The organism is Microbacterium testaceum, assembly GCF_006539145.1.
GTDB lineage: Bacteria > Actinomycetota > Actinomycetes > Actinomycetales > Microbacteriaceae > Microbacterium > Microbacterium testaceum.
Genome location: NZ_BJML01000001.1, coordinates 204477 through 225645 on the forward strand (window position 1 = coordinate 204477; position 21169 = coordinate 225645).

Genomic DNA, 21169 nt, shown 5'->3' on the forward strand with positions numbered 1-21169 from the left:
GGGACGACGCGGGTAGGGTTCCTTTGCCCATGCATCGCCTCCTCATCGCTCTCCTCGCCGCCCTCGACGCCGTCCTGGCTGCCGCGGGCGGTATCGCGGTGGTGCTCGCGCCGCTCGCGCTGCTCTGGGTCTTCGGCATCGGCGATCCCGACTGGGGCGCGCTCTGGCCCGCGTCGGCCGCGGTCTGGCACCTCGGCCACCTCGTGCCGGTGACCATCACCCTGCCCGACGCGTACCTCGCCGCGACCGGCATCGACCCGAGCTTCGCGACCTTCACGCTCTCGCTCGCGCCCCTCGCCTTCGCCGCCTTCACCGGCCTCTTCGCCGCCCGCTCGGGTTCCCGCGCCGCCGAGGCGGGCTCCGGTCTCACCGGGTGGCTGTCGGGCTCGCTCGTCTTCGCGGCGCTCTCCGCGGGCATCGCGCTCACCTCGCAGGCCTCGCTCGTGACATCCGAGACCTGGCTCGCGATCCTGCTGCCGTCACTGGTCTTCCTCGTGCCCTCGCTCATCGGTGCCATCGCGGGCGCGTGGCGCGTCGGCGACGACGGCCCTGTCGACGCCGTGCGCGGATGGATCGAACGGATGCCGTCGACCTGGGCGTCCGTTCCGGGACTCGCCCTGCGCGGACTCGCCATCGCGACCCTCGGGCTCGTCTCGGTGGGCGCCGTGGTCGTGCTGGCGGGGCTGATCGCCCGCGCTTCGCAGGTGATCGGGCTCTACCAGGCGAGTAACGCCGACGGCGTCGGTGCGACCGTCATCGCCCTCGGTCAGCTCCTCTACCTGCCCACACTCGTGCTGTGGGCCGTGTCGTTCGCCGCCGGACCCGGCTTCGCCCTCGGCACCGACACCGCGGTGACCCCCGCGGCGACGCAGGTCGGTGCGCTCCCCGGCATCCCGGTGCTGGGCGCGGTGCCCGATTCGACCTCGTCGTGGCTGCTGCTGCTCGTGCTGCTGCCGGTCGCCGTGGGGGCGCTCACCGGGTGGATCCTGCGATCCCGGATGCCGGTCACCGCCGGCCCCGAGCCGCTCGCGCCCCGACTGGTCCTGGCCGTCGTGGTCGCGGTGCTCACCGGGGGAGTGGGGGCGCTCGCGGCCGTCGTCTCGTCGGGGTCGATCGGCCCAGGACGCCTCGCCGACACGGGCCCGCAGCCGGGGCCGCTCGCCCTGACCCTCGGGCTCGAGGTGCTCGTGGGCCTGGCGATCCTGCTGCTCAGCCCGCGTCTCGGTGGGGACGAGGGCGACGAGCGGCACGAGGAGCCCGATGAGCGCGGCTTCTCGTACGCCGCGCGCGAGCACGTGCCCTTCGACCGCGACGAGCACGGGACGGGCCCGACCCCCACGGGTTCGCCCACCGGGGCGGGGATCCCGCACGACGTGTGGCCGAGCGCGTACCGTGACCCGGATGCCGTCGCCACCGACACCGGGCTCGGGGCGCGGGGGAGTGCTCTCGGCGCGTTCTCTTCGCCCGTGCCGGCCGTCTCCGCGCCGCCCGTTTCCGCGCCGCCCGCTTCCGCGCCGCCCGCTTCCGCGCCGCCCGCTTCCGCGCCGCCGGTTTCCGAGAGCCCCGCGGCGGGTTCGAGCGGTGAGCTCAGCGACGACGAGGTGCGCGCGCGCATCCGCGCGGCCTGGTCGGAGCACGGCGGCGAGCCCGACGGCACGAGCTGAACCGGGCGCGATCGGGGCGGCCGGACAGTGGCGCCCGGGCGCGGTGTCCGAGTGGTGCTGTCGGTCCCGAGGGGCCCGCGCGCGCGGACGCACCTGCGTAGACTGAGCGCGTGCTCACGGTCGCCGTCCTCATCTCCGGCGCCGGCTCGAACCTCCGCGCCCTGCTCGAGGCGGCCTCGGCCCCCGGGTTCCCGGCGCGCGTGATCGCGGTCGGCGCCGATCGCGAGGCCGACGGCTTCGCCCACGCCGAGCACTTCGGCATCCCGACCTTCCTCGTTCCCTTCGGGGCGTTCGCGTCCCGCGAGGAGTGGGGCGCCGAGCTCGGTGCGCAGCTCGCCGTGTGGAATCCTGACCTGGTCGTGCTCAGCGGCATGATGCGCCTGCTGCCCGCGGACCTCGTCGCCGAGTGGGAACCGCGCATCATCAACACCCACCCCGCGTACCTGCCGGAATTCCCCGGAGCGCACGGGGTGCGCGATGCCCTCGCCGCGGGCGTCGATCAGACCGGAGCGAGCGTGATCGTCGTCGACTCCGGCGTCGACACCGGCCCGATCCTCGCGCAGGAACGCATCCCCGTGCTTCCCGGCGACGACGAGGACTCCCTGCACGAACGCATCAAGCCCGTCGAGCGACGTCTGCTCATCGACGTCGTCCGTCGGATCGCCGAGGGTGAGCTCGACCTCGCCGCCACGGCATCCCGAACCGCCTGACCCGCTCGACGGGCGTCGGCCCGTCACGCACCCGAACCCGACTCGAGACACAGGAGCCGAACGCCATGGCCGGACCCCGCCACGACCCCGCCGACTACCGCCCCCGCGACGTCGTCCCGATCCGCCGCGCGCTGGTGTCGGTGAGCGACAAGACCGGTCTGCTCGAACTCGGCGCAGCCCTCGCCGCCGCCGGAGTCGAGATCGTCTCGACCGGCGGCTCGGCCACGCTGCTTCGCGATGCCGGCTACGACGTCACCGACGTCTCGGCCGTCACGGGCTTCCCCGAGTCGCTCGACGGGCGCGTCAAGACCCTCCACCCGAGCGTGCACGCGGGTCTGCTCGCCGACCTGCGCCTGGCCTCGCACGAGGCGCAGCTCGAGCAGCTCGACATCCGCCCCTTCGAACTCGTGGTCGTGAACCTCTACCCGTTCGTCGAGACGGTGGCATCCGGAGCCGAGGGCGACGACGTCGTGGAGCAGATCGACATCGGCGGCCCCGCCATGGTGCGTGCATCGGCGAAGAACCACGCGAACGTGGCCATCGTCGTCTCGCCCGAGTCGTATCCCGCCATCATCCAGGCTCTGCAGACGAACGGTGGGACGAATCTCGTGCAACGTCGCGAGCTCGCGGCGCGCGCCTTCTCGCACACGGCCGCCTACGACACCGCCGTGTCGACGTGGTTCGCCGAGGGCACCCTCGCCGACGACATCGACCTCCCCGCGCACCTGACCATCCAGGCCGAGCGCCTGTCGACCCTGCGCTATGGCGAGAACTCGCACCAGCGCGCCGCCATCTACACGCGCGTCGGCGGACACGGCATCGCCCAGGCGACGCAGCTGCAGGGCAAAGAGATGTCGTACAACAACTACGTCGACGCCGATGCGGCCCTGCGCGCCGCCTTCGACATGGTCAAGCCGGCCGTGGCGATCATCAAGCACGCGAACCCCTGCGGTATCGCGGTCGCGGCCCCGAACGCCCTCGACCCGATCGCCTCGGCGCACCTGCGCGCGCACGAGTGCGACCCCGTCTCGGCCTTCGGCGGTGTGATCGCCGCGAACCGCACGGTCACGCTCAAGATGGCCGAGAACCTGCGTGACATCTTCACCGAGGTCATCATCGCCCCCGACTTCGAGCCCGAGGCGCTCGAGGTGTTCAAGCTCAAGAAGAACCTGCGCGTGCTGCGCCTGCCGGCCGACTGGCAGCAGGAGCGTATGGACGTGCGCCTCGTCTCGGGTGGCCTGCTGCTGCAGGACGCCGACCGGTTCCCCGACGACATCGAGTCGGTGGCGAAGAACTGGGAGCTCGTCTCGGGTGAGCGTCCCGCCGACGAGGACATGGAGAGCCTCATCTTCGCGTGGAAGTCGTGCCGCGCGGTGAAGTCGAACGCGATCGTGCTCGCGAAGGGTTCGGCCACGGTCGGCATCGGCATGGGCCAGGTCAACCGCGTCGACTCCTGCCGCCTCGCGGTCGAGCGCGCGGGTGACCGCGCTGCCGGCTCCATCGCTGCATCCGACGCTTTCTTCCCCTTCGCCGACGGCCCGCAGGTGCTGATCGACGCCGGGATCACGGCGATCATCCAGCCCGGCGGGTCGGTTCGGGATGCCGAGGTCGTCGACGCCGCGCGCGCCGCCGGCGTCACGATGTTCTTCACGGGAGAGCGTCACTTCTTCCACTGAGACCGCTCGGTGCGTTCGACGCCGTCGCAGCTTCGGTTGCGGCGGCGTCGGCGCGTGTGCGGGGGCGGGGCGCGTCTGCGGGGCCGGGGCGCGCGTGCAGGGGCGGGGCGCGTGTGCGGGGCCGGGGCGTGTGTGCGGGGGCGGGGCCCGTCTGCGGGGCCGGGGCGTGTGTGCGGGGCCGGGGCGCGCGTGCAGGGGCGGGGCGCGTGTGCAGGGGCGGGGCGCGTGTGCGGGGTTCTCCGAGCTGTCGAGGAGGCTGGGCGTCCGGATACTCACGCATAAACGCTGATCGCTCGCATAAACGCGATGACCACGCGTTTATGCGCGCGAGCAGCGTTTATGGCAGCGCGGCGGCGGGCGCGAGGGACGGCCCAGGCAGGAGCGCGATGACGGGGCAGACCGCCGGGGCGGGGAGAGCTCCGCCCGCGTCTCGCTGCGTCAGGCGCTCATCGCGACGAGCGTGGCCACCGTGTTCGCGTTGCGCGCGGTGCCCGTCACGCCGAGGCGTTTCTCGAACCAGCCGGCCTGCAGCTTCGAGCCGCCGATGCCCTCGGGATACCGCACGAACACCTCGCAGCCGTCGAGCACCGCCTCTTCAGGAAAGTCCGCCGGCACATCGAGCGACGCTCCCGGGGCCGGGGGGTCGGCGAGGAACACCGTCTGCACCCACCGTCCTTCGGCGGCATCGGCGAAAGGGTTCCGAGCGTGCGCGTCCGCGAGCTCGGCATGGGTGCGCACGATGACCGGGAGATCGAACCCGAAGGCCTCGCGCACGGCGCCGCGCACCCGATCCGCGACCTCGCGGGGGGAGCGTCCGCCGTCGTCGAGCACGACATTGCCGGCCACCTGGAGCGTGTCGACCTCACCCAGACCCGCGGATGCCAACACCTCGCGCAGCGCGGACATCTTCAGTGCCGTGGGGCCGCCGACACCGCGGAGGAAGGCGACGGTGCGGGACATGAGGTGACTCTACGCCGTTGCCGCGCGGGCACCTCGGGTGCGAATGCCCCGTCTCACGCGGAATCGCGCCCGAGCGTCTCGAGCAGGCGCAGCCACACCTCGCTGACGGTCGGATACGAGGGCACCGCGTGCCAGAGCCGCTTCACCGGCACCTCGCCGACGATCGCCACCGTGGCGGAGTGCAGGAGTTCGGCGATGTCGGGCCCGACGAAGGTGGCGCCGACCAGCACGCCCCGGTCGAGATCGACGATCGCGCGGGCCTTGCCGACGTAGGCGTCGGACTGCTCGCTCGACCCGGCGATGCTCGCGAGGTCGTAGTCGAGCACCTTGGCGTTCAGCCCCTTCTCTTCCGCCTGCTTCGCGGTGAGACCCACCGACGCCACTTCGGGATCGGTGAACGTCACCTGCGGGACGGCGTCGTGGTCGGCGGTGGCGACGTGAGCGCCCCAGGGAGCGTCGTCGACCTCGTCGCCCTTCGCACGAGCCGCGATGACGTCTCCCGCAGCGCGGGCCTGGTACTTGCCCTGGTGGGTCAGCAGCGCGCGGTGGTTGACGTCGCCGACCGCATAGAGCCAGTCGAACCCGCGGACCAGGAGGGTGTCGTCCACATCGAGCCAGTCTCCGGCGGTCAGGCCCACGGCATCCAGCCCCAGGTCCTGCGTACGGGGCGTGCGACCGATCGCGACGAGCACCTCGTCGGCCGTGACCGCCGTGCCGTCGGAGAGCTCGAGCGTGACGCGGCCATCGTCGTCGCGGCGCGCGGAGGTGGTGTCGACGCCCGTCTTGACCGTGACCCCGCGGTCGCGGAGGGAGTCGGCCACGAGTTCGCCGGCGAACGGCTCGTTGCCGCCGAGAAGGCCCGAGCGCGCGACGATGGTGACCGCGGAGCCGAGGCTCTGGAACGCGGTCGCCATCTCGGCACCGACGACTCCGCCGCCGATGATCGCGAGAGATGCGGGGATCTGCTCGACCGCGGTGGCTTCGCGGCTGGTCCATGGCGAGGTGTCGGCCAGGCCCGGGATGTCGGGCAGGAGCGCCGCCGACCCGGTGCACACGGCGACCGCGTGGCGCGCGACGAGGTCGGTGGTCGAGCCGTCGTCGGCGGTGACGCGCACGGTCTTCTCTCCGGTGAGTCTGCCGTGTCCGCGGACGAGGTCGATGCCCGCGCCCTGCAGCCACTCGACCTGACCGGAGTCGTCGTAGTGGCTGGTCATGGTGTCGCGTCGACGCAGCACCGCGGCGACGTCGAGGTCGCCGGTGACGGCCTGCGTGGCGCCGTCGACGTCGCGAGCGGCGCGGAGGGCGGCGGCGCTGCGCAGCAGAGCCTTCGAGGGCATGCACGCCCAGTACGAGCACTCGCCCCCGACGAGTTCGGACTCGACGATGGCCGCCGTGAGACCCGCTTGCACGGCTCGGTCGGCCACGTTCTCGCCGACGGGGCCGGCGCCGATGACGATGAGGTCGTATTCGCGTTCGCTCATGGTGCTCACGCTACCGACGACCTCCGACATCGCACGGGGGTTGCGCCTCGACGGGGCGAGCAGGACGGATGGTCGAAACGGGACCCACGGCCGTGTCCGATTTCCGCCAGCCGATGTCGGAGGTCGATGGCAGGGTGGATGCCATGACCACCACCGTCTCCGAGCTTCCGGGCTTCGCCGAGCGCTATCGCGTGATCCAATCGCGCGACCGCCGCTTCGACGGGCAGTTCGTCACCGCGGTCCGGTCCACGCGCATCTACTGTCGTCCGAGCTGCCCCGCGCGCACGCCCAAAGAAGAGAACGTCACGTTCTACGCCACCTCGGCGGCCGCGCACGAAGCGGGTTACCGCGCCTGCAAGAGGTGTCTGCCCGAGGCTGCCCCCGGTTCGCCCCTGTGGGACGTCCGCGGTGACGTCGTGGCGCGCGCCATGCGTCTCATCGCCGACGGCGTCGTCGATCGCGAAGGGGTTCCGGGACTCGCCCGCCGATTGGGCTATTCCTCGCGTCATCTCACGCGCCTGCTCACCGCGGAGCTGGGGGCCGGTCCTCTCTCCCTCGCCCGTGCCCACCGGGCCCACACGGCCCGCGCGTTGCTCGTCGGCACCGATCTGTCGTCGGCTGACGTCGCTTTCTCGGCCGGGTTCTCGAGCGTCCGACAGTTCACCGACACCATCGGGGAGGTGTTCGGCATGCCGCCGCGCGACCTCCGCGCGCGGCGCTCGCCCGACTCGGGAGTCGAAGCCTCGGCGGGCGAGATCGACCTCGCTCTCCCCGTTCGCGGCCCCATCGACACGATCGGTCTGTTCGGATGGATGAGGGCCCACGCGATCCCCGGTGTCGAAGAGGGCGACGACCGTTCGTTCGCGCGGGTCGCGCGTCTTCCGGCGGGGCCGGCGTGGTTCGAGGTGCGCCTCGCCGACGACGGACGTCTCCGCCTGCGCGCCCGGCTTTCAGCGCTGGCCGACCTGGGTACTCTCATCGCCCGCGTCCGGCGGCTGTTCGACCTCGACGCCGATCCGCTCGCGATCGACGAGGCCCTCGCCCGGCATGCCGAACTCGCCCCCGCCGTCGCCGCGATTCCGGGCGTCAGGGTGCCCGGGGCGATCGATTCCGGCGAGATGCTGCTCCGCGCCATGATCGGGCAGCAGATCAGCGTCGCCTCGGCTCGGACGATGCAGGGGCGTTTGACCGCCGAACTCGGCGAGCAGACCGCCGTCGGTCCACGGCCGTTCACGCTCTTCCCCTCGCCTGCCGTGATCGCCGAGCGCGGGCTCGAAGTCTTGCGTGGCCCCGCCGCACGCATGCGGGCGATCGTCGAGACCGCGGCGGCACTGGCCGACGGCAGCCTCGAGCTCGGCGCCGGCGATGACGGCGCCGAGCAACGGGAGCGGCTCCTGTCGATGCGGGGGATCGGTCCGTGGACCGCCGACTACGTGCGGATGCGCGTGCTCGGCGATCCGGACGTCCTCCTCCCCGGAGACGTGGCGGCCCGCGCCGGTGCGGCGGCCCTCGGCCTGCCCTCCGATCCGGCAGGTTTCACGAGCTGGTCCCAGCGACTGGCTCCGTGGCGCAGTTACGCGATGGCGCACTACTGGTACGCCGCACCGGTGACGCAGGCCTGGCGGGCGCCGGCGGAGTCCGCGGCGGTGGTCTCCGCGGCGCCGGCCCGCCGGCGAGGCCCCCGCCTCCGCGCCGACATCGTCCTGCCCTCCTCACCCGCCCCCGAGACAGAGAGCGAGAACCTCGCATGACCGCTGCCACCCTCCAGTTCGTCGAGACCCCCGACGGGCCGTTCGCGATCCTCGCCGATGAGGCCGATCGGGTGCTCGTGTCCGGCTGGACCGACGACACCGAGGCCGTCCTTGCGCGACTTCGCCCCGAACGGCGTCCCACCGACATTCGCGCGGGCGACACTTCGGCGGCCGAGGCCGTGCGCAGGTACTACGGCGGCGACGTCGCCGCGATCGACTCCGTGGTGGTCTCGCAGTGGGGGACGCCCCTCCAGCTCGCCGGGTGGGAGGCGCTGCGCGCGATCGCGGTGGGCACGCCCCTCACCTACACGGGCTTCGCCGCGGCGCTCGGCTCGCCGTCGGCCGTGCGGGCAGCGGCTTCCATCTGCGCCCGAAACGCGGTGGCGCTCTTCGTGCCCTGTCACCGCGTGCTGCGTGGCGACGGGACGATGGGCGGTTTCGCCTGGGGCACGCATGTCAAAGAAAGCTTGCTGGAACGCGAATCCGCCGTCTGATCGGCCCGTCGTCACAAGACGCTCTTGCCTCCAGCGTTTTCTCAGGGATATTCTGGAGGGCTGCCGTCCCCCCGCGGAAGCTTCACCGAACAAGGAGGATGCCATGGACCAGATCGACGCCCCCGTCGCACCGGTTGCCGCCGCGCCCTCCGCCGCTGCACGACTCGGCCGACGCCCCTAGGGCTCCGCGTCCGCGCTCCGGCGCTCCGCTCCGCCCCGATCGACGAATGTCGTCGCGCCCCCCCCGGGCATCCCTTTCCGCGCCCGATCCCGGCGCCCGCTTCGACCCCACGAGGATCATGACTCCCTCTTCGCCTCCGCCCCGTCTTTCGACACCGCGCGCGCTCGCGCGGCTTCTCCCCATCGCCCGGCCGGTGCTCCCGCGTCTCATCGCGGGTGCCGTGACCGCCCTCATTGCGAGCCTCCTGGCGCTCGCGATCCCGCTGGTGCTCGAGCAGATCGTCGCCGGTCCCATCGCCTCGCTCGATCCCGCTGCCCTGGTGTGGGGGTCGCTCGCCGTGCTCGCGCTCGGTCTCGCCGAGGCCGCGATGGTGTGGCTGCGGCGCTGGTTCGTGCTCGCGCCGGCGACCAAGGTCGAATACGACCTCCGCCAGTCGTTCTACTCGCGCTTGCAACGCCTGCCGGTCGCGTTCCACGACCGGTGGCAATCCGGTCAGTTGCTCTCGCGCATGATGCAGGACATCAGCATGCTCCGCCGCTGGCTGGCCTTCGGCGTCATCCTCCTCGTCGTCAACATGCTGACGATCGCCATCGGCGCCGTGCTGCTCTTCCGCTGGCACTGGCTGCTCGGCGCGCTGTTCCTCGTCACCTCGGCGCCCGTGATCTACGTCGGATTCCGTTTCGAGAAGCGCTACGGCGCGCTGACCCGCCAGAGCCAGGACCAGGCCGGAGACCTCGCCACGTCCGTAGAAGAGAGCGTCCACGGTATTCGCGTCCTCAAGGCTTTCGGCCGCGGTGCGCACGCCCTGAAGAAGTTCACCCGCCAGGCGGAGTCGCTGCGCGAGACCGAGATCGACAAGGCCCGCGCGGTCGGATGGATCTGGTTCTGGCTGGTGCTGCTGCCCGACATCGCGTTCGCGGTCTGCCTGGGCGCGGGCATCGTCCTGACGCAGCTGGGTCAGCTGCAGGTGCCGGAGCTCGTCGCTTTCTTCGCGATGGCGACCGTGCTGCGGTGGCCGATGGAGTCGATCGGCTTCCTCTTCTCGTTCCTGCTCGACGCGCGCACGGCGACCGACCGCATCTTCGAGGTGTTCGACGAGCAGAACACCATCGTCGATCCCGAGAACCCGCGCAGCATCGCTGAACCCCGCGGGGAGCTCACCTTCGAGAACGCCCATTTCCGGTACCAGGATGCCGCGGACACCGAGCGCGACCTGCTCGACGGAGTCGACCTGGTGCTGCACCCGGGCGAGACGATGGCGCTCGTGGGCCTGACAGGTTCGGGCAAGACGACGCTGACGACCCTCCCCGGCCGCCTGTACGACGTCACCGGCGGACGCGTGCTGATCGACGGCGTCGATGTGCGCGACCTCACGCTCGCCGAACTGCGGCGTCACGTCGGTATGGCGTTCGAAGACGCGACGCTGTTCTCGCAGACTGTGCGCGACAACGTGCTGCTGGGTCGAGAAGACCTGACGCCCGGTTCGGACGAAGCCGACGAGATCCTGCGCGAAGCACTGCAGGTCGCCCAGGCCCAGTTCGTCTACGACCTGCCCGACGGACTCGACACCGTCATCGGTGAAGAGGGGCTCAGCCTCTCCGGCGGACAGCGTCAGCGTCTCGCCCTCGCGCGTGCCGTCGCCGCGCGCCCGGCCGTGCTCGTGCTCGACGATCCGCTGTCGGCTCTCGATGTCGACACCGAGGCGCTCGTCGAGGACGCCCTGCGAGAGGTCCTCAGCGAGACGACCGCCCTGGTCGTCGCGCACCGCCCGTCGACGGTCACCCTCGCCGACCGGGTCGCCCTTCTGGAAGAGGGTCGCATCACCGCGGTCGGCACGCACTCCGATCTGCTGCGCGAAAGCGACCACTACCGTTACGTGATCTCGAGTCTCGAAGAGGCCGAACAGGCCGAACGCGAAGCCCGCACCGGGGCCATCCCCGTCATCACCGACGATGCCCTCGCCGATAAGGAGGCGACCCGATGAGCACCGCCACCGTCTCCGGAACCAGCGGCGAAGACCGCTCCGATTACACGCGCGATGAGAGCCGGTCGATCCGCCAGCGTTCGCTGCGCCTCCTCGGCACGCTCGTGTCCCCCCTGCGCTGGCAGCTCGTCCTGGCCGGTGCCGTTCTCGTCGTGTCGACCGCTCTGCGCGTCGCCGGGCCCGCGCTGATCGCCTTCGGCATCGACAACGCCCTGCCGGCCGTCATCGAGCGATCGGACTGGATGCCGACCATCGGCGTCGTCGGCGTGTACCTGCTCGCGGGCATCGGCGGTGCCGTCCTCATCGGGTGGTACGTGGTCGTCGCTGCGCGCCTCACCCAGGCCGTCATGCTCGACCTCCGCAAGCGCATCTTCCTGCACACGCAGAAGCTGAGCCTCGAGTTCCACGAGTCCTACACCTCGGGCCGCATCATCTCGCGTCAGACGAGCGACCTCGACACGATCCGCGAGTTGCTCGACGGCGGTCTCAACGAGCTCGTCTCGGGTGTCCTCTACGGACTGTTCACCCTCGGCGCCCTGTTCCTCATCGACTGGCAGTCGGGTCTGATCCTGACCGTCATGGGGATCCCGATGTACCTGCTCATGCGTTGGTTCTACTCGCGCTCGCAGGTCATCTACCGCGAATCGCGCGTGATCAGCGCGCAGGTGATCGTGAAGTTCGTCGAGTCGATGACCGGCATCCGCGCCGTCAAGGCGTTCCGCAAAGAACCCCGCAACGACCAGGAGTTCGGCAAGCTCGCCGCCGACTACCGCGACGTCAACATGCGCTCGATCAAGCTCTTCGGCACCTTCGAGCCCGGGATCATGGCGGTCGCCGCGGTCTCGGTCGCCGTCGTTCTGCTCTGGGGCGGCGGCCGTGTGATCGCCGGGCCCCTCGAGATCGGCGTGCTCACCGCGGCTGTGCTGTACGTGCGCAACTTCTTCTCGCCTCTGCAGGAAGTCGCCTTCTTCCTCAACTCCTACCAATCGGCGACAGCGGCACTCGAGAAGGTCTCGGGGGTTCTGGAAGAGGAGCCGACGGTTCCCGACCCGACCGACCCCGTCGACCTGTGGACCGCGAAGGGCCACGTGCGCTTCGACGATGTGACCTTCGGGTACTCCGACGACCGCGTCACCCTGCCGCACTTCTCGCTCGACCTCCCGGCCGGGCAGACGGTCGCCCTCGTCGGTACGACGGGTGCCGGAAAGTCGACGCTGGCGAAGCTGGTCTCGCGGTTCTACGACCCCTCGAAGGGGGCCGTGACCCTCGACGACGTCGACCTGCGCCGTCTGCACCCGAAAGATCTGCGTCGCGCGATCGTCATGGTCACGCAGGAGGCCTACCTGTTCAGCGGAACCGTGGCCGACAACATCGCCCTCGGAAAGCCCGATGCCACGATGGACGAGATCCGCGCCGCCGCCCGCGCCGTGGGGGCCGACGCGTTCATCTCGAAGCTGCCCGACGGCTACGACACCGATGTGAACAAGCGCGGTGGCCGCGTCTCGGCGGGTCAGCGTCAGCTGATCTCGTTCGCCCGCGCGTTCCTGGCAGACCCGGCCGTTCTGATCCTCGACGAGGCCACGGCTTCGCTCGACATTCCGAGCGAGCGCCAGATCCAGAACGCGCTGCAGACGCTCCTCGCCGACCGCACGGCCATCATCATCGCCCACCGCCTGTCCACGGTGGCGATCGCCGACCGCGTCCTGGTGATGGAGCACGGCCGCATCATCGAGGACGACACTCCCGCCGCGCTCATCGCGGGGACGGGCAAGTTCGCCCAACTGCACGCCGCCTGGCGCGAGTCCCTCGTCTGACCGGCAGTGCACACCGGATGCCACGTCCTCTCGGGGGCGTGGCATCCGTGTTCCTGCGGGCCCACCGGGGGCCGCCCCGCCGTCCACGTCGCCAGCGGATTCGGACGAGTGCAAGGGATTCGGATGCAATGCTGATTCTGACCCGAATCCGTTGCTTGGCGCCGAATCTGTTCGCGTGCATGGGGTGATCCCGCCGGCCGCGGAGCGGCGCGGGGCCTGCTCGCACTTCGCACGGCCGCACGCCGCGCGGGCAACGAATTCGGAGGTTTGCACCAGATTCGGATCGGCAGACCCGAAGCGTCCGAATCCGTTGCACTCATCCGCATCCGTTGGTCTCCGTGAGACGGGGTGGTGCCGCTTCCTCCCGGTCATCGCGCGAGATGCAGTCCCTGAGCGATCACCGTCGAGAGCGTGCGCTCCACGCTGGCCCAGTCCGTCACCACGTCGCGATAGCTGAAGCGCAGCACGGTGTAGCCGCGGGAGATCAACTCGCGATCGTGGGCGAGATCGCGCTGCCGGTCCTGAGGAGTCGAGTGATAGGCGAAACCGTCGAGCTGAACGACGAGACGGTCACCGATCAGAACATCGACGCGGTGGCCAGCGATGAGCACCTGCTGGCGCACCGACACGCCCCAGGGGGACAGGCGCACCACGAAGATCGTCTCGAGCCCGGAGTCCGACCGCCCCGTCGCGATCGAGGCCAATCGCCTCGATGCGGGAGTCCGCCATGACATCTTCGCGACGGCGTCGGGGTGCAGGCGTTCGTGCCGCAGCGCCGATTCCCACACGATCAGGGCCTGCTCGAACGGAAGACAGCTTGCGACGTGCTCGAGACAGTCGGGAACCGACTCGATGAGGTGATGTGCGGGCAACGGCACGAGAGGAGCCGACCAGTGCGTGACGACGTCGGCGGGCGGAGCGTGGCCGTCAGGTTTCACCGCGACGTGAAGCGACGAATCGACTCCCTCGGGGATCCACCAGCCACGCACGGAGGCGGCGCTGACGCATGCGAGCCTGCCGGAAGCCTGGGCGGCGCCGACGAGAGCGGCGGGGGCGTTCTTCGTCGTAACCCAGTATCGCCTGACTCGGTCGACCTCGCCCCGCGTGATGGTTGCGCGCAGTCGACTGGCCGGGATCCCGGCATCCAGGATCTGCTGACGGTGCACGATGCCGCCGCGCGCTGTCACCCACTCGGCGATGTCCATGGGCCCACCCTGCTCCACCGAGCAGAGGAGGATGCGCCGAGCCGGGGCAGATGTGCAGGGGACCGTCGATCCGCATCCTGGGGAGGAGGAGTGGCGATTAAACAGAATCGGATCGCTGCAACAGATACGGACGACGAAGCCTATACAGATCCGAATCTGTTGCCTGAATCCGAATCTGTTGCAACGCCAACGCAGCGCCGCGCGAACCCGACGCCGCGCCCGCGGGCGCGGCGGGTTCTACACCCGTGCGCGGGCGATGACCTCGCCGTACTCCGTCTCGCCGACGGGCTCGAACCCCACGCGCTGGAAGAACGCCTCGGGACCGCCGACGCCGGGTTCGTAGATGACATCGACGTGGTCCATGCCGCGGCCACGGGCCTCTTCGAGGACAGCAGCGATCGCGTAGCTGCCGACACCGCGGCCCTGCTCGTCGGCGTCGACGTTGATGCGCCACAGCACCGAGCGGAAGTGCTCCTCGTGCGCGTCCGGGTCGAAGTTCGCGCTGACGAAGCCGACGACCTCGTCGCCGTCGAGCACGACGCGCTGCCACGACGTCTGCGGGTTGCTGACGGTCGCCGCGATGCCGTAACTGACCGGCGCGAGGAACTGCTCCTGCCCGGGCTTGAGCGACAGGGTGTTCACGGCCACGATCGTGGCGGCGGACAGTTCGACGAGACGCAGGTCAGCCATGGGCCCAGGCTAGCGGCACCCCGACCCCGCCCCCAAGATCGCATGCCGTCGCATGCGGTTCTCGTCACCTGTGCATACGCTGGGCGGGTGCACGATGCTGACCGGCCCCTGCGAGCGCCCGAGACGAGCGCGGGGCGTCACCGGATCGCCCTGTCCTGCACGGTGCACGTTCCGCAAGGCGTTCAGGATGCCGCTCTGCTCGCGTTCGAGCAGGCTCTGCAGCGCGCGCACCTGCGTGCCGCGCCGGAGCGAGCGGCCCACGCGAACCCGGGTGCGACGGGAGAGACGCTCACCGTCTACGAACGTGGCAGCTTCCTCGCCGAAACACTCTTCAACGGGACCGGTCTGTCCCTGCTCACCACCCGTGTCGGACCCCTCTCGATGCAGGCGGTCGTCGTCCTCACGACGCGCACGGTGAACGATCTCAGCCGCGTCATCGTGTCGATGGTGGTCGGGGGAGAGGTCGCGCCCGAGATCGCCCGAGAGGTGGATGCCGCCATCGACGACCTCGTCGCTCGTGGCGTCGTCGTCGACGGCCCCGGCTGGGCGCGGGCGGTCGACGTCCCCCGCGAGAGCCTGGGGCACCCGCAGACCGCGCGAGAGCACGGCATCCGGGGCTGAGAAGTCCTCTCCAGACGGCGGAGGGATGCCGAGAACTATCTCGACATCAAGAGACTTTGCCCACGTGCGATAGGCTGAAACGCAACCCTGGCCGCCTCTACGGAGAGATCTGACGTGCCCGATTCCACCATCATTTACACGTACACCGACGAGGCGCCGGCTCTCGCCACCGCGTCGTTCCTGCCCATCGTGCAGGCCGTCACCAAGCAGGCGGGTGTCGACGTCGAAACCCGCGACATCTCGCTCGCCGGCCGCATCCTCGCGGCCTTCCCGCAGCGCCTCACGCCCGAGCAGCAGGTCGGCGACGCTCTCGCCGAGCTCGGCGGGCTCGCCACGCTCCCCGAAGCGAACATCATCAAGCTGCCGAACATCTCGGCATCCATCCCGCAGCTGAAGGCCGCGATCGCCGAGCTCCAGTCGCAGGGCTACGACATCCCGGACTACCCGGACGAGGCGTCGAGCGTCGAAGACAAAGACGTGCGCGCCCGCTACGACCGCATCAAGGGCTCCGCCGTGAACCCCGTGCTGCGCGAGGGCAACAGCGACCGCCGCGCCCCGCTCGCGGTGAAGAACTACGCCAAAAAGCACCCGCACCGCAACAAGGCGTTCGCCGAGGGCTCGAAGACCCGTGTCGCCACGCTCGGTCACGACGACTTCCGCTCGAACGAGAAGTCGGTCGTCCTCGCCGACGACGACGTGCTCACGATCCAGCACGTGGCCGCCGACGGCACCACGAAGACGCTCAAGGAGGGGCTGAAAGTCCTCCAGGGCGAGATCGTGGATGCCACGTTCCTTTCGGCTGCGGCCCTCGACGCGTTCCTCGCCGACACGCTGGCGCAGGCGAAGGCCGACGACGTGCTCTACTCGGTGCACCTGAAGGCCACGATGATGAAGGTCAGCGACCCGATCATCTTCGGTCACGTGGTGAAGGCGTTCTTCGCCGACGTCTTCGACCGTCACGGCGACGCTCTCGCGGCGGCGGGGCTCACCCCCAACGACGGCCTCGGCTCGATCCTCGCCGGTCTGTCGAACGTCGAGGGCGGCGACGCCATCGCCTCCGAGATCCGTGAGGCCCTGGCATCCGGGCCCCGTCTGTCGTATGTCAACAGCGACAAGGGCATCACGAACCTGCACGTGCCCTCCGACGTCATCGTGGATGCCTCGATGCCCGCGCTCATCCGCAACGGCGGCAAGCTGTGGGGTGCCGACGGGGGAGAGGACGACACCCTCGCCGTCATCCCCGACTCGTCGTACGCCGGTGTGTATCAGGCGACCATCGACGACGTCATCGCGAACGGCCCGCTCGACCCGGCCACCATCGGTTCGGTCCCCAACGTGGGCCTCATGGCGCAGGCGGCCGAGGAGTACGGCAGCCACGACAAGACGTTCGAGATCCCGGCCCCCGGCCGCGTGCAGGTCGTCGCCTCGAACGGCGACGTGCTGCTCGAGCACGAGGTCGACGCCGGCGACGTCTGGCGCGCGACCCAGACGAAAGATGTCGCGGTCCGCGACTGGGTGAAGCTCGCCGTCACCCGTGCCCGCGCCGCCGGCGTTCCCGCCGTGTTCTGGCTCGATGAGACCCGCGCGCACGACCGCAACCTCATCGCCAAGGTGCACGAGTACCTCGCCGACCACGACACCGACGGCCTCACGATCGAGATCCTCGCGCCGGCCGCAGCGACGACCTACTCGCTCGAGCGCATCCGCCGCGGAGAGGACACCATCTCGGTCACCGGCAACGTGCTGCGCGACTATCTGACCGACCTGTTCCCGATCCTCGAGGTGGGCACGAGCGCCAAGATGCTCTCGATCGTTCCGCTGCTCGCGGGCGGCGGCCTGTTCGAGACCGGCGCCGGCGGCTCGGCTCCTAAGCACGTGCAGCAGCTCGTCGCGGAGGACTACCTCCGCTGGGATTCGCTGGGTGAGTTCTTCGCCCTCGCGGCCTCGCTCGAGCACCTCGCCGACACCACGGGCAACGAGCGCGCCCGCGTGCTCGCGCAGACCCTCGACGCCGCGACCGGCACGTTCCTCGAGAACGACAAGTCGCCCGGCCGTGCCCTCGGCACGATCGACAACCGCGGCAGCCACTTCTACCTCGCCCTGTACTGGGCGCAGGAGCTGGCGCAGCAGTCGACGGACGCCGACCTGGCCCGGGTGTTCGCCCCGGTCGCCGAGAAGCTGGAAACGTCGGAGCAGACGATCGTCGCCGAGCTCAACGCCGTCCAGGGGCACCACGCCGAGATCGGCGGGTACTACCGACCGAACGCGGAGCTCGTCGAGAAGGTCATGCGCCCCTCGGCCACGCTGAACGCCGTGGTCGACGCCCTGCGCTGAGCCTGAGAACGGAAGAGGGGCGGATGCCGTTGGCATCCGCCCCTCTTCCGTTCGCGTGAGCGGCCAGAAATCGTCGCCCGGCCCGGCGTCAGGCGACGCTTCTTGGCCCCTCACGCGCCACGGGCACCCCGGGAGTCGGGCCGCTCACGCAGGTACGAGACGCACCGGGGAAACGAAGAGGGGCGGATGCCGATCGGCATCCGCCCCTCTTGGAGACCCGGGCTCAGTAGTGGACCGAGACCTCGGTGCCGCGGTAGGCCCAGTCGTACAGCTCTTTGGCCTGCGGGATCGTCATGTTGATGCAGCCGTGGCTCATCGGCGTTCCGAAGTTGTTGTGCCAGTAGGTTCCGTGGAAACCCTCGTCGCCGTTGAAGTACGCGACCCAGGGCACGTCCTTGGTGCAGTAGTCGTACCCGGGAACGCAGCCCATGTCCTGCATCGGGGTCTTCCAGCCGATACGGAAATTGCCGGTGTGGGTCGCGTGGTCGCCCGCGCCCGACGAGATCGTGTACGTGCGGTACACCTCGCCGTTCTGCCAGAGCGTCGTGGTCTGCGTGCTGAGGTTGACGTCGATGCGGCGCTCGGTCTTGGCGGTGTCGAACGCCGTCTCGGTGACGGGGAGGGCGTACCGCCCGTTGCCTTCGGCGAGCTGCTTCGCGAAGGCTGCGGCCACTCCGCTGGTGTCGCCGAGCGCCCGGCCGGTCTGGCCCTCGGCGAGGGCCTTGATGACTTCTCCGCCGGTGTCGACGATCACGTCGGCGTTGACGGGGGCGCGGTCGACAGCCCCGGGCAGGCCCGCGACGGCGGATTGGATCGCGGCGGTGTCGGCCGAGATGGCGAAGTCGCCCTTGCCGTCGGGGGTGACGGTGAGCCACGAGGCGGCGGTGGCGCGGTCGACGGGGACGGTGCGCTCTTCGCCGACGTAGAAGCCGACCGAGTCGAGGATGCCGTTGAGCGTGGCGACGGCGGCACCGGCCTCATCGGTCGAGACGGGGGCGTCGACGGGCACGAGGCTCGCGGTGACGGTCGCGCTGCTCTGACCCGCGTCGAACGCGGACTGCAGGGCCGCGGTCACGGCGGCGACGTCGATGCCTTCGCCGGCTTCGGCGGGGGTGGCGACGTACGCCTGCGAGCCCGCGTCGTACGCGATGGAGGCGTCGACGGGCGCACGGTAGGTGCCGGGGGCGCGGTTCTTCAGCGCGGTGGCGGCCTCGTCGGCGTTCACCTGCACCTGCACGCCGGTGCCCTCGGGGAACCACGAAGCGGGCTTCCACATGGGGTTGTCGGCGAAGGCCTTGTCGGCGAGGGCGGCCGCGTCGACGGTCGCGCCGAGGTCGGCTCCCGTGACGGTGACAGCGCCGGCGGGGGAGTCGACGGTGATGGCGGTCTCGGCCAGGCGGTTCGAGATCGCCTGGGCGGCGGCACCGGCGGTGAGACCGCCGATCTGCACGCCCGCGACCGAGGCTCCGGGAGCGATCAGCACGAGCGAGGCGGCGATGAGAGCCACGGCCGTCGCGCCGGCGGGGATGCCGATCCAGAGGCCGGAACGGTTCTTGCGCTTCGTCGGCTCGGGCGGTGCCCAGGCGTAGGTTGCGCCGTCGGTGCCAGGTGCGCCGTCGGTCATGAGTCAAACCCCCCGATAGTCAGTCTTCCTATGCTACGAGTGGATGTTGCGCATACGCCCTGAGCAATATCACGGTCTGATCACGTCGATGGCGCGACGCGGCCATAACGGCCGAGAACGACGCGGAGGTCAGGGGCCGAAGACCTTACCCGGGTTCAGGATGCCGAGCGGGTCGAAGGCGTGCGCGATGTCGCGTTGCAGCTTCCACTGGTCGTCGCCCAGCTCGTCGATCAACCAGCGCCGCTTCAGCACACCGATCCCGTGCTCCCCGGTGAGGGTTCCGCCGAGCGCGAGGGCGGCGCGGAACAGTTCTTCGGCCGCCTCCCAGACCACGGGCGGCACCTCGGGGCCCTCGAAGACGAAGTTCGGGTGCAGGTTGCCGTCGCCGGCGTGCGCGACGGCGGGGATGACGAGCCCGAACTCCCGCTCGATTCGGGCGATCTCGTCGAACATGTCGGGCAGAGCGCTGCGGGGGACCGAGACGTCCTCGATGAGGGTCGTGCCGAGCGTCTCCATCGCGGGATGCATTGCGCGGCGGACGGCCAGCAGCGCCTCGCCCTCGGCGGCGTCCGCGGCCACGGCGACGGCGCCGCCCGCCTCGCGCAGGATCTCGGCGATCGCGGACGCCTCGTCGGCGGCGACGGGGCCGTCGGTCTGGATGGTCAGCTGCGCAGCGCCCTCGGGAGGTGCCGGAAGAGACAGCAGGCGGTGCGCGGCCGCGAGGCTCGTGGCATCCATCAGCTCCATGATCGCGGGCTGCACCCCCGAGGCCGTGACCGCGGCGGATGCGACGGCAGCGGCGCGGACACCGTCGAACAGCGCCGTGAGGGTGACGCGCTCGCCCTCGACAAGGCGGCGGAGCTTGAGGGTGGCGCCCACGACGACCCCGAGGGTCCCCTCGGATCCGATGATGAGGGAGGTGAGGTCGAGTCCGGTGACGCCCTTGACGCTCCGGTGGCCGAAGTGCATGAGGCGCCCGTCGGCGAGGACGACGTCGACGCCCAGTACCGCATCGCGCACGACGCCGTACTTCGCGCAGAGCAGGCCACCGGCGCCCGTGGCGATGTTGCCGCCGACCGTCGAGATGGCCCGGCTCGCGGGATCGGGGGCCCACCACACGCCGTGCGGTTCGAGCAGGGCATTGAGTTCGGCGTTCAGGATGCCGGGTTCGACCACGGCCAACAGGTCGTCGGGGCGGACCTCGAGCACGCGATCCATGCCGCGCACCGAGAGGCTGATCTCGCCGCCGCCGGTGTTGGCTCCGCCCGCGAGTCCGGTGCCGGCTCCGCGGGGGACGACCGGGGTGCGGGTGGCGGTGGCGATGCGCATCACCGTCTGGACGTCGGCGACGGATACCGCGTGAACGACGGCGAGCGGGGTGCCCTCGGCCGCATGTCCCGACTTGTCGGCGCGGGCCGCCTCGAGGGCGGTCGGCCTGGTGTCGACGCGCGGGCCGAGGTCTGCTCGGAGCAGCGCGAGAGTCTGGTCGGCCGCGCTCCGGGGGCGCACGGACGGCGCAGAGTGCGCCGTCTCGTCCGCCGTCATGCCAGGCGCCGTCGGCCGTTCAGCGCGCCGAGGACGACGGCGACGATCGCGAAGATCAGGCCGATCCAGGCCTGGCCCATGCTCCACCACGCGACGGTCGCGGCGGCGTAGACGAACAGCTCGACGAGCGCCCGCACGAAGGGGTGCACGGCGAGCACAGCCCGCGGCGAGACGAAGAGAGCCCACACGAGGATCGCGAGCGCCGGGGCGCCGATGCCAGCGACGATGTTCCCGGGGAACGGCCAGGCGAGGAAGCCCCAGATGGCCAGCGTCACGAAGGCGAACAGGCCGCAGACGACGCTCGCGATCTCCAGCGCCGACGGCCGGGGGCGCATGCCGGGAGCGAGGGGCGCCTGGGCGCGGACGTTGCGGGAGTCGGTCACTCCCTCATTTTACGCGGGCCCCGGGCTCCGGCATCCGCAATGCCTCGGCGTC

Annotated in this window: 16 protein-coding genes; 9 read left to right on the forward strand and 7 right to left on the reverse strand. The window is 70.6% G+C overall.

The features are described 5' to 3' along the window. Positions 1-29 precede the first annotated feature (29 nt). From MTE01_RS01120 to purH, 3 genes are all read left to right on the forward strand, one after another. The gene (locus MTE01_RS01120; protein ID WP_174799617.1) at positions 30-1664 is read left to right on the forward strand and encodes a cell division protein PerM; all 1635 of its coding nucleotides are present in this window, start codon (positions 30-32) and stop codon (positions 1662-1664) included. Between the two features lie 110 nt (positions 1665-1774). Then, positions 1775-2374: a phosphoribosylglycinamide formyltransferase gene (purN, locus tag MTE01_RS01125; RefSeq protein WP_103206607.1), complete on the forward strand. Its 600-nt coding sequence runs from the start codon at positions 1775-1777 to the stop codon at positions 2372-2374. 65 nt (positions 2375-2439) lie between these two features. Next, a complete protein-coding gene (gene purH, locus MTE01_RS01130; protein WP_116238575.1) occupies positions 2440-4050 on the forward strand; it encodes a bifunctional phosphoribosylaminoimidazolecarboxamide formyltransferase/IMP cyclohydrolase in 1611 nt (536 codons plus the stop codon). 438 nt (positions 4051-4488) lie between these two features. On the opposite strand, the gene MTE01_RS01135 is transcribed toward purH, so the two are convergent. After that, positions 4489-5010: a DUF1697 domain-containing protein gene (locus MTE01_RS01135; RefSeq protein WP_103206605.1), complete on the reverse strand. Its 522-nt coding sequence runs from the start codon at positions 5008-5010 to the stop codon at positions 4489-4491. Positions 5011-5063: 53 nt separating this feature from the next. Next, the gene (locus MTE01_RS01140; RefSeq protein ID WP_116238895.1) at positions 5064-6491 is read right to left on the reverse strand and encodes a dihydrolipoyl dehydrogenase family protein; all 1428 of its coding nucleotides are present in this window, start codon (positions 6489-6491) and stop codon (positions 5064-5066) included. Positions 6492-6634: 143 nt separating this feature from the next. Between MTE01_RS01140 and MTE01_RS01145 the strand changes: the two genes are divergently transcribed. From MTE01_RS01145 to MTE01_RS01160, 4 genes are all read left to right on the forward strand, one after another. Further along, positions 6635-8242: an AlkA N-terminal domain-containing protein gene (locus tag MTE01_RS01145; protein ID WP_141375239.1), complete on the forward strand. Its 1608-nt coding sequence runs from the start codon at positions 6635-6637 to the stop codon at positions 8240-8242. Next, positions 8239-8736, forward strand: a complete 498-nt coding sequence (locus MTE01_RS01150; RefSeq protein ID WP_116238574.1) for a methylated-DNA--[protein]-cysteine S-methyltransferase — start codon at positions 8239-8241, stop codon at positions 8734-8736. The genes MTE01_RS01145 and MTE01_RS01150 overlap by 4 nt, the downstream gene beginning before the upstream one ends. Before the next feature lie 299 nt (positions 8737-9035). Further along, complete coding sequence (locus MTE01_RS01155) at positions 9036-10901, forward strand: ABC transporter ATP-binding protein (protein ID WP_103206603.1); 1866 nt, start codon at positions 9036-9038, stop codon at positions 10899-10901. After that, entirely contained in the window at positions 10898-12715 is a 1818-nt protein-coding gene (locus tag MTE01_RS01160; RefSeq protein ID WP_141375241.1) for an ABC transporter ATP-binding protein, read from the forward strand. Before MTE01_RS01155 ends, MTE01_RS01160 begins: the two co-directional genes overlap by 4 nt. Positions 12716-13083: 368 nt before the next feature. On the opposite strand, the gene MTE01_RS01165 is transcribed toward MTE01_RS01160, so the two are convergent. Together MTE01_RS01165 and MTE01_RS01170 are read right to left on the reverse strand one after the other, a co-directional pair. Next, positions 13084-13920 (reverse strand): PDDEXK-like endonuclease domain-containing protein, encoded by an 837-nt coding sequence (locus MTE01_RS01165; RefSeq protein ID WP_141375243.1) that lies wholly within the window; start codon positions 13918-13920, stop codon positions 13084-13086. A 237-nt stretch (positions 13921-14157) separates the two neighbouring features. Then, positions 14158-14610, reverse strand: coding sequence for a GNAT family N-acetyltransferase (locus tag MTE01_RS01170; RefSeq protein WP_141375245.1), 453 nt, complete (start codon positions 14608-14610; stop codon positions 14158-14160). Positions 14611-14697: 87 nt separating this feature from the next. Here MTE01_RS01170 and MTE01_RS01175 point away from each other — a divergent pair, with 87 nt between their 5' ends. Then, positions 14698-15231: a hypothetical protein gene (locus MTE01_RS01175; RefSeq protein WP_141375247.1), complete on the forward strand. Its 534-nt coding sequence runs from the start codon at positions 14698-14700 to the stop codon at positions 15229-15231. Positions 15232-15345: 114 nt separating this feature from the next. After that, entirely contained in the window at positions 15346-17565 is a 2220-nt protein-coding gene (locus MTE01_RS01180) for an NADP-dependent isocitrate dehydrogenase (protein WP_141375249.1), read from the forward strand. 223 nt (positions 17566-17788) lie between these two features. On the opposite strand, the gene MTE01_RS01185 is transcribed toward MTE01_RS01180, so the two are convergent. From MTE01_RS01185 to MTE01_RS01195, 3 genes are all read right to left on the reverse strand, one after another. After that, entirely contained in the window at positions 17789-19189 is a 1401-nt protein-coding gene (locus tag MTE01_RS01185) for a L,D-transpeptidase family protein (RefSeq protein ID WP_141375251.1), read from the reverse strand. Between the two features lie 129 nt (positions 19190-19318). Beyond that, positions 19319-20734, reverse strand: a complete 1416-nt coding sequence (locus MTE01_RS01190; RefSeq protein WP_141375253.1) for an FAD-binding oxidoreductase — start codon at positions 20732-20734, stop codon at positions 19319-19321. Next, positions 20731-21117, reverse strand: a complete 387-nt coding sequence (locus MTE01_RS01195; RefSeq protein WP_246077934.1) for a YrdB family protein — start codon at positions 21115-21117, stop codon at positions 20731-20733. Before MTE01_RS01195 ends, MTE01_RS01190 begins: the two co-directional genes overlap by 4 nt. Between the last annotated feature and the right edge of the window lie 52 nt (positions 21118-21169).